Origin of the sequence: Streptomyces sp. NPDC058289, assembly GCF_042880975.1 — a bacterium.
Classification (GTDB): Bacteria; Actinomycetota; Actinomycetes; order Streptomycetales; family Streptomycetaceae; genus Streptomyces; species Streptomyces stoeckheimensis.
This window is the reverse complement of the sequence record NZ_JBHVYI010000153.1, coordinates 1-12747: the sequence shown is the minus strand read 5'-3', so window position 1 is coordinate 12747 and position 12747 is coordinate 1. Positions and strand designations below refer to the sequence as shown.

The 12747-nt window shown below is 66.1% G+C and carries 13 protein-coding genes and 3 pseudogenes; 6 read left to right on the top strand and 10 right to left on the bottom strand.

The annotated features are described in order from the left end of the window. Positions 1-420, bottom strand: a pseudogene (locus ACFVX6_RS39330) (LamG domain protein jellyroll fold domain protein); the annotation flags it as partial. Positions 421-1145: 725 nt separating this feature from the next. On the opposite strand from ACFVX6_RS39330, the gene ACFVX6_RS39325 reads away from it, so the two are divergent. Next, positions 1146-1592, top strand: a complete 447-nt coding sequence (locus tag ACFVX6_RS39325) for a hypothetical protein (protein ID WP_389699391.1) — start codon at positions 1146-1148, stop codon at positions 1590-1592. A gap of 816 nt (positions 1593-2408) precedes the next feature. Here the strand turns inward: ACFVX6_RS39325 and ACFVX6_RS39320 are convergent. From ACFVX6_RS39320 to ACFVX6_RS39300, 5 genes are all read right to left on the bottom strand, one after another. Further along, entirely contained in the window at positions 2409-3911 is a 1503-nt protein-coding gene (locus ACFVX6_RS39320) for a hypothetical protein (RefSeq protein WP_389699390.1), read from the bottom strand. Between the two features lie 40 nt (positions 3912-3951). Next, positions 3952-4272: a helix-turn-helix domain-containing protein gene (locus ACFVX6_RS39315; RefSeq protein ID WP_389699389.1), complete on the bottom strand. Its 321-nt coding sequence runs from the start codon at positions 4270-4272 to the stop codon at positions 3952-3954. Continuing rightward, complete coding sequence (locus ACFVX6_RS39310) at positions 4269-4832, bottom strand: tyrosine-type recombinase/integrase (protein WP_389699388.1); 564 nt, start codon at positions 4830-4832, stop codon at positions 4269-4271. The genes ACFVX6_RS39315 and ACFVX6_RS39310 overlap by 4 nt, the downstream gene beginning before the upstream one ends. Before the next feature lie 23 nt (positions 4833-4855). Continuing rightward, positions 4856-5359 carry a hypothetical protein gene (locus ACFVX6_RS39305; RefSeq protein WP_389699387.1) on the bottom strand — a complete coding sequence of 168 codons (504 nt, stop codon included), beginning with the start codon at positions 5357-5359 and terminating at the stop codon, positions 4856-4858. A 137-nt stretch (positions 5360-5496) separates the two neighbouring features. Then, positions 5497-5877, bottom strand: a complete 381-nt coding sequence (locus ACFVX6_RS39300; RefSeq protein WP_389699386.1) for a hypothetical protein — start codon at positions 5875-5877, stop codon at positions 5497-5499. A gap of 423 nt (positions 5878-6300) precedes the next feature. Between ACFVX6_RS39300 and ACFVX6_RS39295 the strand changes: the two genes are divergently transcribed. After that, the gene (locus ACFVX6_RS39295) at positions 6301-6996 is read left to right on the top strand and encodes a DUF1963 domain-containing protein (RefSeq protein WP_389699385.1); all 696 of its coding nucleotides are present in this window, start codon (positions 6301-6303) and stop codon (positions 6994-6996) included. A gap of 260 nt (positions 6997-7256) precedes the next feature. Here ACFVX6_RS39295 and ACFVX6_RS39290 read toward each other — a convergent pair whose 3' ends face one another. The 3 genes and pseudogenes from ACFVX6_RS39290 to ACFVX6_RS39280 form a co-directional block, all read right to left on the bottom strand. After that, the gene (locus ACFVX6_RS39290) at positions 7257-7676 is read right to left on the bottom strand and encodes a hypothetical protein (RefSeq protein ID WP_389699384.1); all 420 of its coding nucleotides are present in this window, start codon (positions 7674-7676) and stop codon (positions 7257-7259) included. A 77-nt stretch (positions 7677-7753) separates the two neighbouring features. Next, positions 7754-8308, bottom strand: a complete 555-nt coding sequence (locus ACFVX6_RS39285; protein ID WP_389699383.1) for an SMI1/KNR4 family protein — start codon at positions 8306-8308, stop codon at positions 7754-7756. Between the two features lie 65 nt (positions 8309-8373). Then, positions 8374-8574, bottom strand: a pseudogene (locus tag ACFVX6_RS39280) (helicase associated domain-containing protein); the annotation flags it as partial. 857 nt (positions 8575-9431) lie between these two features. Here ACFVX6_RS39280 and ACFVX6_RS39275 point away from each other — a divergent pair. The 3 genes and pseudogenes from ACFVX6_RS39275 to ACFVX6_RS39265 all read left to right on the top strand — a co-directional run bounded on the left by ACFVX6_RS39275 (position 9432) and on the right by ACFVX6_RS39265 (position 10697). Then, positions 9432-9899, top strand: a complete 468-nt coding sequence (locus ACFVX6_RS39275; RefSeq protein WP_389699382.1) for a hypothetical protein — start codon at positions 9432-9434, stop codon at positions 9897-9899. Between the two features lie 56 nt (positions 9900-9955). After that, a pseudogene (locus tag ACFVX6_RS39270) lies at positions 9956-10303 on the top strand (IS5 family transposase); the annotation flags it as partial. A gap of 67 nt (positions 10304-10370) precedes the next feature. Further along, positions 10371-10697 (top strand): ankyrin repeat domain-containing protein, encoded by a 327-nt coding sequence (locus tag ACFVX6_RS39265; RefSeq protein ID WP_389699381.1) that lies wholly within the window; start codon positions 10371-10373, stop codon positions 10695-10697. Positions 10698-10712: 15 nt separating this feature from the next. On the opposite strand, the gene ACFVX6_RS39260 is transcribed toward ACFVX6_RS39265, so the two are convergent. Then, entirely contained in the window at positions 10713-11915 is a 1203-nt protein-coding gene (locus ACFVX6_RS39260) for an IS110 family transposase (RefSeq protein ID WP_389699380.1), read from the bottom strand. Between the two features lie 222 nt (positions 11916-12137). Between ACFVX6_RS39260 and ACFVX6_RS39255 the strand changes: the two genes are divergently transcribed. Continuing rightward, positions 12138-12692, top strand: a complete 555-nt coding sequence (locus tag ACFVX6_RS39255; RefSeq protein WP_389699379.1) for an IS5 family transposase — start codon at positions 12138-12140, stop codon at positions 12690-12692. Positions 12693-12747: the final 55 nt, after the last annotated feature.

Below are 12747 nucleotides of genomic sequence, written 5' to 3'. Positions count from 1 at the left end.
CTCGTGCTTGGGTTTGGGCTGGGCCTTGCCCCAGCCCAAGCCGAGGGTGCGGCCGGCCCGCTCGATCTTCACGAGGTCCGATTTGTTACCGCCGCCCGAGAAGCTCAGGTCGACGACGGCGGCCTTAGGCCCCACCGTTCCGTCCGGGCGGGTCACCAACGTTGCATCGGGCTCTACCCAGGCACCACCGGCGCCCTTTACCCGGACGGGCACGACCGACTGGACGAGGCGGAACGTCTTCCCATCGGGATTCGCAAAGGTCGTGGTGAACTCCGAACGCTCACCCACGACTTCCACACGCTGGCGGCTCTTGGCCGCCTTCTTCAATGCTTGCTGCCCCTCGGGCAGCGGTGCTTCCGACGCAGTCTTCGACAGCGCCTCAGCCCCGTATGCGGGCGAAACTCCGATGAGCAGAGCCACACCAATCGCAGCACTCAGAGCACGGCGAAGCCGTCTCTGTTCTCTTACTGACACTTACCCACCCCAGAAGAAGGATGAGGGCCTCCCCGGCCCCCACGGCGACGGCACAGAAGGCGTCGCACGGTAGAGGCTAAACATTTGATGAGAATTGATCAACATGGAACCTGAGGGCAGTTCATCACGTTTATGAGAATTTGCACCCGCAACTGACAATACGTCACCGCAAGTCGAATCGTGCCCAATGTGGACACATTGGCGATCTCTTCTCGTTTCTTTTGGGCGACGCCTCAGGTCATTTCACCTGGTTGCCGCCTATCAGGCTCCCCGGTCGAAACGGGAAAGGGGTTACCCCCTTGCGGTGGTGTCGCTAACGTGCCACCGGTGCGCGACTATCCAAGCGCAAAGCGTGAACGCGCATAAATGTCATGCTCGCTTCAATTGCGAGGTGGGTGCGTTGCGATGTTTCGCAGTACTCCTGCGATAGGCGCCAGGGATTCTTCACGGGGTGGTGACGCAGGTTTGCACCAGCATGCGAGGCACTGAGCTGGCGCTTTTAGGCCGGTGCGTGTCGTTTGCGTGGTGCAGGTCCGTTTCGTTCCGCGGGTACTGAACTTGAACTCGTGATGTCGGTCGGCTCGTGGTGGCGGCGTCAGGGTCCAAGACCGCCGGCTGTTGCCGGCTCGGGTTCAGGACGATGGCTGTAGCCAGCGCCGCGCGGGTGGGCTGTGGACGGGCGGGAGTGGCTGGCCCGGCTGGGGGCGGACATCCTGGCCGACCACCCCGGGCCGGAGGCGCTGCCGGGGCTCGTGGCCGAACTCGCCGAACAGTGGGAGGCCCGCGCCTGGTGCGGACCCGACACCACCGCGAAGAGACTGGCGCGCTTCGGACCCGAAGCTGCCGACGCCGTGCCCGTCCTCTGGCGCTACTGGCGGCACACCCCGCATTCGTACGAGCGCGCCGACTACCTGAAAGCACTCGCCGCGATCGACCCGTCCGGCCTGGACGAGGCGCACACCGAGTCGCTCTGGGACTGCGAGGAACGGGCACGGCTCCTGGCCATCGCCTCGGCACCCCACAACCCGCAGACCCTGCACCGAATCGCCGTACTCCGCGACGACCCGATAAAAACACCAGAGGTTCGGGCCGCTGCCGGAGCGCGGTTGGCCCCGTGACCGGCCCTGCGTCTCCCTGACTCAACTCGGACTGCAGGGTCGCCACGGGGTGCCACCCCGTTCTCGTGATCATCGACCCCGGATCGACCCGGCTGCCTTCCGAGACGGTGGACAACCGGCTTCACTACGCGTGCACAGAGCCACTCAGGTGGAGCGCCCGTTCGCGGGCGGGCGACTGGTATGTGCCGTGGCAGAACTGGGTGATAGCCGGACTTGTGATCCCGGGCGAGGAGCGGCATAGCTCGGTCATGGAGACACGACCCGCCCCCGGGACGGCACCCGGGCGCGAGCGTTGGGGGACCGCCGCCTTCGGCGTACCCGCGGCGCTCGGACACCCGGCATCGCCTGGTCAGCCGTGGGGGGCCGCGACCGCGGCGGCGCAGCAACCGCCGCAGCGCGCGCACGCTGTGCACCCCGGCCGGCCCGGAGCAGGTGTGGGCTGCGCTGCGGGGCCCGATGGGCGGCGGCGGACCGGTTGACGGAGGCTTTGGGGGAGCCGTTGCGGGGCCGGCCGCGGGTGACCGCTGCAGCGGTCGGCCACCTTGTCCGCGTCGGCCTCCTCGTCGTCCTCGGCGCAGACACCGTCTTCCCCGACGTCCACCCGGATCAGGTGAACACGCTCGCGCGCCGCCGGGACCTGCCTGCCCTCCTCGACCGGCACGTGCCCTTAGGCCCGGACCAGGCCGCCGAGCGGTTGGGCGTAAGGACAAAGAACCCCTCCTGCTTGCGGTGCGCTTCGGAACGGGGTACTTCCGCCAGACCTTCACCTTCACCCCGGAGGGCCGGCGACGGCTCCCTGCGGAGTAAAGCTCGGGATCAGCGGGTGCTCGGTGCCTGCTCTCCTTCCGATTCGGTCACTGCGCTGGTGTAGCGGAGGCTGGCCTTGGCGCTGAGCGAGAAGACGTGCGCGAGGTGGAGGGGGTCAGCGCCGTTGGCGAGGGCCTCCTCAAGGATGTGGTCCGGTCGTAGCCGTTCGACCCCTACGGGCAGGTCTTTGACCAGCCTGTTCATCCAGAACGTGCCCCCTGCTGTCGTGGTGGTGGCTGTGTTCCGGCTGATCAGCAGGTGTGGGTTGGTGCTGTTCGGCCAGCGGTCGTGGCGGTAGGCGACGTAGTCGGAGATCGCCACGCTGGTGTAGTCGTCGAGCGGACGGTTCAGGCCCTCGGGATCGAGTCGGCGTCCGGGTAGGTCCACCTGCTCCAGCATCATCGCGCGGATCTGGCGGGCGGGCAGTGCGTGGATCCCGGACAAGGCCACGACCACGCGAAGGGCCGGATTCTGCAGTGCGGCAAGAGCGACGGACTCGACCTCGTCCGCAGTGAGTGATGCGGGGATCTTGATCGCCACCTTGCCGCCTTTGATGCCTCGCATCGGGTTGGCGAAGATCAGCCCTTCGGTCTTGAGTGTGCTGAACAGCGAACGCAGGGCACTGGCGTCGTATACGCGATAGGGCCGGTCGGCGAGCCAGCTGGTGATGTCCTCGCGGGTCGTCTGCCGCAGGGTTGTGTACTTACCGGCGTACTCGGTCAGGAACGGCAGGATGCTCCTCAGGTTCGTGATGACCGTCGCGTGGGCACGTGGCCTTCGGCGCGGGGTCCCGTGCCTCAGGATCTCGATCCACACGTCCAGTTCGGTACGGACATCTGAGGCGAGGAACGAGAGGTGTTCCTCGCACCATGCGTCGAGCGCGTCAGGCCGGTCGTCGAGGAAGACGTCCAGTTCTTCGAAGACCTCCAGGACGTGGGTGGCCGGCACTGCCGTGTGGGTGAGCTGGGCGATGGTCGAGGCCCGGATTCGCTCCCCTCGCCGGTGAACCGCGCAGAGAATCCGGATGCCGCGTCGCACTGAGCCCAGAGTGCGGGGCGGCCAGCCGCGCAGTTCCGTCATCTGGGCGGCCCGGACGCTCAAGGACACGAACAGTTGAGGGTCGAGGGGTGGGCCCTTGCTGCTGACTCCGCGAAGCTCGCGCGGCATCTCGAACAACAACAGTTCCGTCCAACGTGCGGGAACACGGTGCGGCCGCGATGGCCGAGGTTCCGCTGAAACAAGCTGAGGCTGGGAGCCGCCGCGCGGTCGCAGGGTGCCGATGATGAAGAGCTGATGTCCTGTGCGCGCGGCTACTGTCAGGTCGACGCGGGTCTTGTTGCCCGGGCCGGCGATCAGGCTGGCCTGGCGGCGGCAGAGGCGGCAGATCCCGCCCATCGCGGCGACCTCGCGTGTGCAGACGTCGCAGTGGCCGCTGGTGGCTTTCGCGATGAAGCCCCAGCATGCTTTGCAGCGAGGGCGGTCGATCCAGCCCAGCCAAAGCAGTCCCGGCAACTGCGGGTGGCCCAGGGGCGTGATCGCCGGACGGGCTTGCTCATAGCGGCGGCCCCGAGCCCCCCGGCCGGCGCTGGTGCGTGATCGGGCTGCCGCCGACGACCTGCTTCTCCGCCTCCAGTGTCGTGGTCTCCTGCCGGACGCTGGCCTTCTCCGGGACGAGGAGGTCGGCGGTCGTGCAGTCCAGAACCTCGCAGATGATGTCGAGGTCGGCCAGGCGGACGGTCAGGGGCCGTCCGGACCAAAGGTGGGACATTTTGCCGGCGGAGATCACCAATCCGGCGTCCGCGAGCATCCGTTGGAGCTCGGATGCCTTCCAGATGTCGCGCTGGGCGGCGACCATCCGCAGGTTCCACTTCATCGGCGTGCCCCTCCGAATCGCGTGGTGGCACGTTGCCCCGCGCGGATCCAGGCGTCTTCGACATGGGACTTCTCGACGTGCACGTAGATCATGGTCGTGTTGAGCCATTCATGTCCGAGGATTTCCTGGATGGCAACGACGTCCATGCCGTTGCGGTAGAGGTCGGAAGCGGCGAAGTGCCGCAGCACATGCGGTGTGAGCTGGCCGACCTGATGCGGCAGGTGCCGGGCGAGCGCCTCGGCGAGGCCGGTCCGCAGAGCGTCGTCGGTCACGGCCCTGCTGGAGCCGTCGCCGTATCTGCGTTCTGAGGGGAACAGCGGGGCCCGGGGGTCGTTGACCGTGTCGTCGAACTCCCAGCGCGGCCCGGTCACCCACCATTCCAGCAGGTCACGGGAGCCGTTGATGAGTGGGACGAGCCGTTCCTTCTTTCCGCGGCCCTGGCTGCCCTTGCCCTTGAGGAGGACCTTGCCGAACCGCCCCAGGTCCCGGCGAACGTCACCGATCCGCAGCAGGCACAGTTCTAGAGAAAGGGGGTTCCCCCGATTCCGTAGCGCGCGCATGTTCTTTGGCTTCTCTGCACTAGTCAAGGCGAGCCGATCTGAACGGCGCAGCCAGCGCCAGTGGATGGCGAGGAACCGTCAAGAGTTGTGGTCGGCCATCGGGGGATGTCGTCGGGCAGCTCTGCGAGCGCCGCGACGGCGGCTTCACGGACGTAGTCCACGGGGTGTTGTCGGTAAGGCTCGATCATCTGGTGGGCGTCGAGGTCACGGGTGGAGCCGAGAATGCCGAGGGCGTGCTCGAGGAGGGGCGCGGTCATCGTGTGGAGGCACGGTGCCAGCCCGGCGACCACATGGAGGGGCAGGTCCTTGTGTTCGAAAGCATTGCCGATGGAGTTGAGGGCACTTTCTCGGACGGCGTCGTCTGAGTCCTCGATCGCGGCGGTGAGCAAGCGCGCGACGGAAGTTTCCGCCTCGTGCTGCGTCAGGCTGGGCCAACGCAAGATGTCGCCGAGCTGCTCGGCGGCAGCGTCACGATCTCTGGCCTCGGGGGCATTCAGATCGGCGAGGAGGGACGGGAGCAGGTTCACGCGGCCACCGTGTCATGCCGTTCGACGAGCTGGCCACGTCCGAAGTAGGCGTCGGCCCGGACCAGGGCGAAGGGCCACTGTCCATGCGCATTACTCGTGGACGTCGGTCACCGGTGGCGAGTGGAGCCCCCCTTCGATCAATGCCGTGCGAGCGGCGGGCAGGTCGTCCTGAGCCGATCCTGCTGCACATCGAAACAGAGCAGCCCCATCGAGTCCGCCAGACCTGCCGCGTAGGCCGAGGCTTCCTCGGCCCTGCTCCAGGCCATCCCAAAGTAGATGACAGGACCACTTGCACCGGCGGTCAACGGCCCGACCGACCAGGGCGACGTCTCGTCCTCGTCCTCGGTGATGTCACACCACCGCTCAAGAAGCGCCGCAACGTAGGCCGTGATGCGTTCAGACGGAGGTTCTTCGATCTCACCATCGAGATAGCGGTCATACAGGTCGTTGAAGGACCGGCGGGCACTCTTGTCGTCCGCCGGCCGCTCACCTTCCCAGACAGCCAGGTCGTAGCTCATGCCCGGAGGCTCTCACACTGCACCGACAGCCAAGAGACACAGCGTGGTTGCGTAGGTGGCAGGGGAGAGCGTTTGTCGTCAGCCGCGGAGAACAGCCGCTTGGTCGAGAGCGACGGAATGTTGTCGAGTTAGTGCGTCACAGGGGTGGTGACAGGCACTGGCCACGTGCCGAGCGCCATGCGCCCGGTGGACTGGATGTCGTACCTGAGTTCTAAAGTCCTGCGTATGTCCCGCCACACACCTGATCGCCCCGTCAACATGGAGAGCCTCTTTCCCGAGCTGCTCCCCTTCCGTCGCGAGTCCGTCCGCCTGCACCCACGTCCTGGGTCTCCGACCTGCAAGGACAGTTCCGTCGGAGGTCCTCTGCTCTGGCCTGCCGCCGAGCCTTGGCCGGTGTGCCGGGAAGAGCACTACGACGACAGCATGAACTCCACCAGCCAGCCGCAGCCCGCTGTACCCATGGTTCCCATCGTGCAGATCCATCGTGCAGACGCGCCCGGCATACCCTTCCCCGAGGGCACAGACCTGCTGCAGGTCCTGTGGTGCCCCTACGGCCACGGCGAGTTCTGCTACCCCCTGCCCCAAGTCCACTGGCGGGACGCCAGTGCAGTCGGCGACGTACTGTCAACCCCGGAGCCGGCGGCCGAGCTTCCGAAGGACTGGTATCCGGGACCCTGTGTGGTTCACCCCGAGCAGGTGACTGAGTACCCGAGCTGGGACCTTCCTGACGAGCTTCGCGACGTGCTCCGAGACCGCTTCGACGCACTGCCCGGTGAAACCGGCCTGCTGTACTCCTACCACCTCGCGGAAGCGCCAGGAATCAAGCTGGGAGGCTACCCGGGTTGGACACAAGATCCGGTGTGGCCCGACTGTGAAGGCTGCGGCAGCAGGATGGAGCACCTCCTGACCGTGTCCAGCTGGGAATTCGACGGTGAGTCCTGGCGCACCTGGCTTCCCGATGAGGACCGAATCGACGAGAACGAATGGGGCGGTCAGCGATGGGAAGGCCCTGCCCACAACCCCGCCGAGCTGTGCCTCGGCGACGCCGGGGGCGTCTACATCTTCGAATGCCACACCTGCCCTGAACGCCCCATCGGACACTGGTTCGATTGCTCGTGACCGCTGGACGCCTTGCCCATTGCACGGCACGAACACAGCCACCCCAGCCGGTTCGCCGGCGCCCGCTTCGACCGGGCTGCCTCCAGCGCCTTGGCTTCGAGGCGGAAGAACTACTCCAGCTCTTCGGGCGACGTGTTAGACGACTCTCTGCGTGGTGATGAAGCGGGGTGACGGCGACACTCCCGTTACGCACGGGCTGTCGTGGTAACCGGAGCCACCCTGCCTCTTCGTGTGCGACGACACGGTGAACATGGGCCGGGTCACTCGCAGTCGGGGCAGGTGACCCGGTGGGTCGCGTGCAGGGACTTGAGCAGAGCAAGGTTGGCCTCGGTGGTGCGATGGGAGTACGAGGCGAGGGACGTGAGCGGGATGTGTTCGCCGCCCTTGAGAACGAGCCCAGGGGCACCGGTCCGGACTGCACCCAGGCCCTGAGTTTCGGTGTCGATCTCTCGGATAACGCACCACGGCACGCTCTTGGAGCGACCGACCCTGCGGTCGGTGATGCCCTTGGTATCGATTCGGAGCCCCAAGAGAAAGCCGCGGAAGACCACCCAGGCGCCGAACACCAGGACAGAGACGTTGATCAAGATGCTGGCAGGGTCGGTTGCCCCGGCGAACCCCGTTGCGCCCACGACCCCGAACAGGCCCCCCACCAAGACCAACACGATTCGCTGGCCCATGCCGCCAAGGGTTTGGGCAGGTATCGGACGTGGCGACGTGGGCTCCATGGATGTCTCCCCTAGGGAAAATGTGATCGTCAGCTCAAGTAGATGAGCCGACCGTTCTGCACAGTACCTACGGCTGCACTCGCATTAGCAATCTGTGCCATGAGATCGGCAGTCTCGCTGAACAGGGCACTCAGTGAATCGTGGACACCAAAGGATGGTGCATCCGCATGCTCAAACGATCCGATCTGGCCGGTGTGCGCGTCCAGGAATTTTCCATACTTGGCGTCACTGTCTGCGAAGATCGGGATCCAGTGCTCCTGCCAAAATGGAGCATCGTCCGGGTCGGATGGATCGTCGTTCTCGATTTCCATCTTCAGTTGGTAGATGCGTTCCATTCTGGCGAGGCTAAGCAAGCCCCCAAAGCCTGGCAGGACTCCTTCTGTCGTCTCGCGGTCGTTATCCGCCCCGGTCAGTACAAGCCAGGCTCGAAATTCTTCGGGGAAGAATACACCCATACGTTCCTGGGCTGCATCGATATCCTCCGGCCTGACTGGACTGTGCAACTCAGAGGCAGTTACCGGCGCATTTGTCTCCAGCCAGTCGACAACGCGCTGCCAGGAATCTTCCAAACTCTCTACGGTCATTTCGTTCCCCTATTTTGTTGCTTTGGTCCCAAAGTAAGACTGCGTCCTCAATCTTAAGGCCCCGCTCACATCATGCCGAGTTTGGCGAGGTCTGCGAGCTGGTCGGCGGTGAGCTTGTCCCGCCTTGACTTGGTGTTGGAGACCCACACGCCCAGCTTCACCACCACCGGCTCCGCCCCGCCCTCGACCGTGATCTCCTCGCCGTGGGCGCGCGGCACCGGCCGGCGGGCGCCTTCTCGTTCTACCCACTGCGAGAGGGCCGCCAAGGTCGATGTGCCGGGTTGGTGTCAGTGGGGTGCTGGCAGCGACGGGTTGTCCGGCAAGCGTGTTTGTGCTGCTCGTGTGACCAGGAGCCTGGTTCGTCCCACTGACATCGGGGTGGTGTTCAGGGTGGCTGTCACTGTCACGGGGCTGTACACCTCCAGGGCCCTGGCTGTCATGGCATCGGTACTTCTTCTCCATGGTGGGATCGCAGGCCGGGAGGCTTGGGGTCTTGTGGAGGGCCTGGTCTGTTGTGGGGTCCGCGGTGGTGGGGGAGCGGGACGGTTTTGCCGGAGGCCGCGCGGGTGGAGATGCGTGGTGCGACGGTGGGTCGGCTGCTGGAGCTCCGGGAAGCCGGGCGGTTGAAGTCGGAGCACGTACGGGTGCATGCAGGGGCGTTGGGGATGTCGGAGCGGACGGTGTGGCGGTGGCTCGCCGAGCCCCTGCCTGGAGATCTGGGGCAGGACGCCTCCCGGGCGCTCGTCGGGCGAGCGCTGACCGGTTCGTCGTGTCGGCCGAGGTGCGTGTGCTGCTCGCGTTGTGGCGCGGGAATGTGGCAGCGGTCAGCGTGAGCTCGTCGAGCGTGCTGCCCGGCAGTCTCCTCCTGGGGCGGCACCGTCGTTGACGACGTTGCATCGTGCGATCCGGCGGGATCTGACTGCGGGGGAGCGGGCGGGGCTTGCCGGTGGTGAGGGCGAGGCCCGCAAACATGATGTGTTTCTGGCCCGGCCGCGGGCCAGGGGCTGGAGTCGATCACGTTGGCGCCGCCTAGGACCTGTCCGGGCGATCTACCGGGTGACGGGTGCCCAATGCCTCGGAATCTCGCTGTCGAAGGGCTTGCCGGGTGAGGTAGAAGGGGGACATGGACACCGCAGACCTTCAGCGGACGCTGGACGAGAACATCGAACAACTGGTCGTGCATCACGGATACACCAACTACATGCGTGACTACGAGGTCATCGTCCACGTGTGGAACGGCCCCCAGATCCCGCCGACCTACCTGCGGTACCTCTTCCGGTACTGCGTAGAGGCCCGATGCGAGACGTTCCTGTCCATGGACACCTGGCGAGATTCCCTGGACGACAGGCTCCTCGATCCCGAAACCGCTGACCCCGACCTCGGTGGTTACGTCTGGGGCGCCAGATACCACGAGCTCTACGGTGCCGAGCTTCGTCCTGAGTCGGAGGCTACCCGTCGCTGGTCGAAGGCTGTCGGGATCGATTTCCGAGAGGTTCACATCGAGACCAACGCGCACGATCTGACCTTGCTTTTCTCGGACCTTGAGGTAAGCGAGGTCCCGGTCGGATATGCGCCCTTCATCACGGACTAAGAACCAGGGTTCGCGTCACCTTGTGACTGGCGTGGTTCCGGATCGTTCTGCCTGCCATGGGGCGGGGTGATCTGAGTGATGCGGAGTGGGGACGGTTGCGGCCGTTCCTGCCGGTCAGCAACAGGCGTTGTGGCAGGTGGCGGGATCATCGGCAGGTGATCGATGGGATTCTGCACCGGGTGCGGACCGGTGTTCAGTGGCATGACCTGCCCGAGCGGTTCGGGCCGTGGAAGACGGTCTACGAACGGCACCGGCTGTGGTCGTCCGACGGGACGTGGGAGCGTCTGCTCCAGCAGGTCCAGGCCGAGGCCGACACCGCAGGCGAGATCGACTGGGATGTCTCGGTCGACTCCACGATCGTGCGGGCGCATCAGCATGCGGCGGGTGCCCGCACCGACCCGCCGCCGGCCCCCGCCTCAAAGGGGGGGGTGCCCCTATCTCCTTCGTCAAGCGATCGTGATGATGGCGGGCATGACGGATGAGAATCAGGGCTTGGGTCGTGAGAGCCGCCGGGGGTGGACGCAGCTGCACTTCGCTGCGGACGAGCAGGATGCTGTGGCTGTCGGTTCTCTCCTGGCGGCGGGTGCGGAGGTGGATGCGCCGGATGGGCAGGGCAATACGCCGTTGTGGCAGTCCGTGTTCACGTATCGAGGCGATGGTGCGGTGGTGTCGCTGCTGGTCGAGGCCGGTGCTGATCCGGACGGGGACAACCTTCACGGGGTGAGCCCGCGGCGTCTCGCCGGCTGGCGTATGGGCTCAGATGTCGCGGTGCATCTCGGGGACCGTCGTTCCTCGTAATGCGATTTCTGCAGGTCAGGCCGACTTGGCGGGCTGGGGTACGTAGAAGGTTCCGTCGCGGAGCATCGCGAAGAGGACATCGGCCCGCCGTCTGGCGAGGCAGAGCAGGGCTTGGGTGTGGTGTTTCCCTTGGGCGATCTTCTTGTCGTAGTAAGCCCGCGATGCCGGGTCGCCCAGGGCAGCGAACGAGGAGAGGAAGAAAGCCCGTTTGAGCTGCTTCTTTCCCCGTCTGGAGGGCTGTTCGCCGCGGATCGAGGAGCCGGAACTGCGGGTCGCGGGCGCGAGTCCGGCGTAGGCGGCAAGGTGGCCGGCGGTCGGGAAGGTGCTGCCGTCGCCGACCTCGATCAGGATCCTGGCTCCGGTCCTGACGCCGACTCCCGGCATCGACCTCAGGACCTTCGAAAGAGGGTGAGACTCCAGGAGTTCCTCTATCCGCCCCGCCAGCAGTTTGCGCTGATCAAGCACGGCCGTCAGCGAGCCGGCCAGGCTCGGGACGATCAGCGCGGCCGCCTCGGTGCCCGGAACAGTGACGGTCTGCTCGTCCAGAGCGGTGAAGATCTCCTCGACCAGGCGCTCGGCCATCCGTGGCGCCTTCGGCCTCAACAACGTGACCAGCCGACGCCTGCCGGCCTTGCGGATCTGGGCCGGAGACCCGAACCGCTCCAGCAGCGTGAGGACGGCCGGGTGCTGCAACCGCGGCCCCAGCACCCGTTCCAGCGACGGATGGATCTGGGTCAGCAGACCGTGCAGCCGGTTCGCGACCCTGGTCGCTTCGCCGGCCAGGTCGTCGTCGAATCCAACGATCATCTCAAGCTCGGCGATCGTCTCGTCCTCGCCGTCGATCGCCCGCAGCGTGTGAGGCATCGCGCGGGCCGCGTCGGCGATGATGAACGCGTCCTTCGCGTCCGTCTTCGCCTCGCCGGGGTAGAGGTCGGCGATCCGCCGCATCGTCAGGCCCGGTAAGTAGGCGACTGGGCATCCCATGTCCCTCGCCACGGCCAGCGGCAGGGCTCCGATCGAGGCCGGCTGGTCGACCACGACCAGCACCGTTCCGTGCTTGGCCTGCAGCTTTGCGAACAGCTCGCGGAGCTTGGGCTCTGTGTTGGGCAGGCGCTTGTCGAAGGCCTTCTTTCCGGTCGGGGTGACGGCGGTGGCGTGGTGTTCGCCTTTGCCGACGTCCAGGCCGAGGAAAACGTCGATGTTGCCGGTGTCGATCACGTGCAGGCCCCTCCATCACGCTTTCGTCCGGCCTTGCCAGGGCACCGAGCTACCACATCCACGTTACGGAGAGCTCTTCCGGCTCGGGTGAAGCCGGTGCTCAAGCCCCTCATCAGCGGTCCGTCGATGCCTCCGGGCCCGGTGACACCACCCCCCGGATCATGAACAACAAGGGGGGGAAGTCATGCCGGACCCGAAGGCCGGAGGCCCCATTGCGGAGCCATGAAAAAGGTAACGGGGGGGCGAAGTCCCAGAACACCAGGTCGAGACGCCGTGGCAGAGCCTCGTCGCACGCCTGGTGGAGGTGGTGCTGGAGGTGAGGGCCTGGGACGCTCGCGCGGCGGGTTCACCACCAAGCTCCACCTGAGCGCCGACGGCCGCTGCCGCCCTCTGTCCTTGATCGTCACCCCAGGTCAGCGGGCCGACTGCACCCAGTTCCAAGCTGTGCTGGAGAAGATCCGCGTCCCCAAACTCGGGCTAGGCAGGCCCCGCAAGAAGCCCGACAGCATCGCGGCGGACAAGGCCTACAGCAACGGGCCGTGCCACCAGTACCTGCGCAGACGGGGCATCCGGCACACGATCCCGGAGAAGACCGACAGCCAGGCCGCCCGCCTGCGCAAGGGCTCACGCGGCGGACGGCCGCCGGGCTTCGGCGAAGACCGCTACAAGAAACGCAACACCGTTGAGCGGGCCATCAACCGCTTGAAACAGCACCGGGCGGTGGCCACTCGCTACGGCTGTGAGGATGTTCAGGTACCGCTTCGGGCGGTGGCCTGACTCGCGCTACGACTGGCCCTGGTGCCTTGAGTTTGATCTGTCGGCCACTGCACGG

Excerpts from the sequence above, each read along its gene's own strand:
- ACFVX6_RS39275 (WP_389699382.1), top strand. The coding sequence starts at position 9,432 with ATGGACACCGCAGACCTTCAGCGGACGCTGGACGAGAACATCGAACAA.
- ACFVX6_RS39255 (WP_389699379.1), top strand. The coding sequence starts at position 12,138 with ATGAAAAAGGTAACGGGGGGGCGAAGTCCCAGAACACCAGGTCGAGAC.
- ACFVX6_RS39315 (WP_389699389.1), bottom strand. The coding sequence starts at position 4,272 with ATGAAGTGGAACCTGCGGATGGTCGCCGCCCAGCGCGACATCTGGAAG.
- ACFVX6_RS39295 (WP_389699385.1), top strand. The coding sequence starts at position 6,301 with ATGAACTCCACCAGCCAGCCGCAGCCCGCTGTACCCATGGTTCCCATC.
- ACFVX6_RS39290 (WP_389699384.1), bottom strand. The coding sequence starts at position 7,676 with ATGGGCCAGCGAATCGTGTTGGTCTTGGTGGGGGGCCTGTTCGGGGTC.
- ACFVX6_RS39300 (WP_389699386.1), bottom strand. The coding sequence starts at position 5,877 with ATGAGCTACGACCTGGCTGTCTGGGAAGGTGAGCGGCCGGCGGACGAC.
- ACFVX6_RS39310 (WP_389699388.1), bottom strand. The coding sequence starts at position 4,832 with ATGCGCGCGCTACGGAATCGGGGGAACCCCCTTTCTCTAGAACTGTGC.
- ACFVX6_RS39285 (WP_389699383.1), bottom strand. The coding sequence starts at position 8,308 with ATGACCGTAGAGAGTTTGGAAGATTCCTGGCAGCGCGTTGTCGACTGG.
- ACFVX6_RS39265 (WP_389699381.1), top strand. The coding sequence starts at position 10,371 with ATGACGGATGAGAATCAGGGCTTGGGTCGTGAGAGCCGCCGGGGGTGG.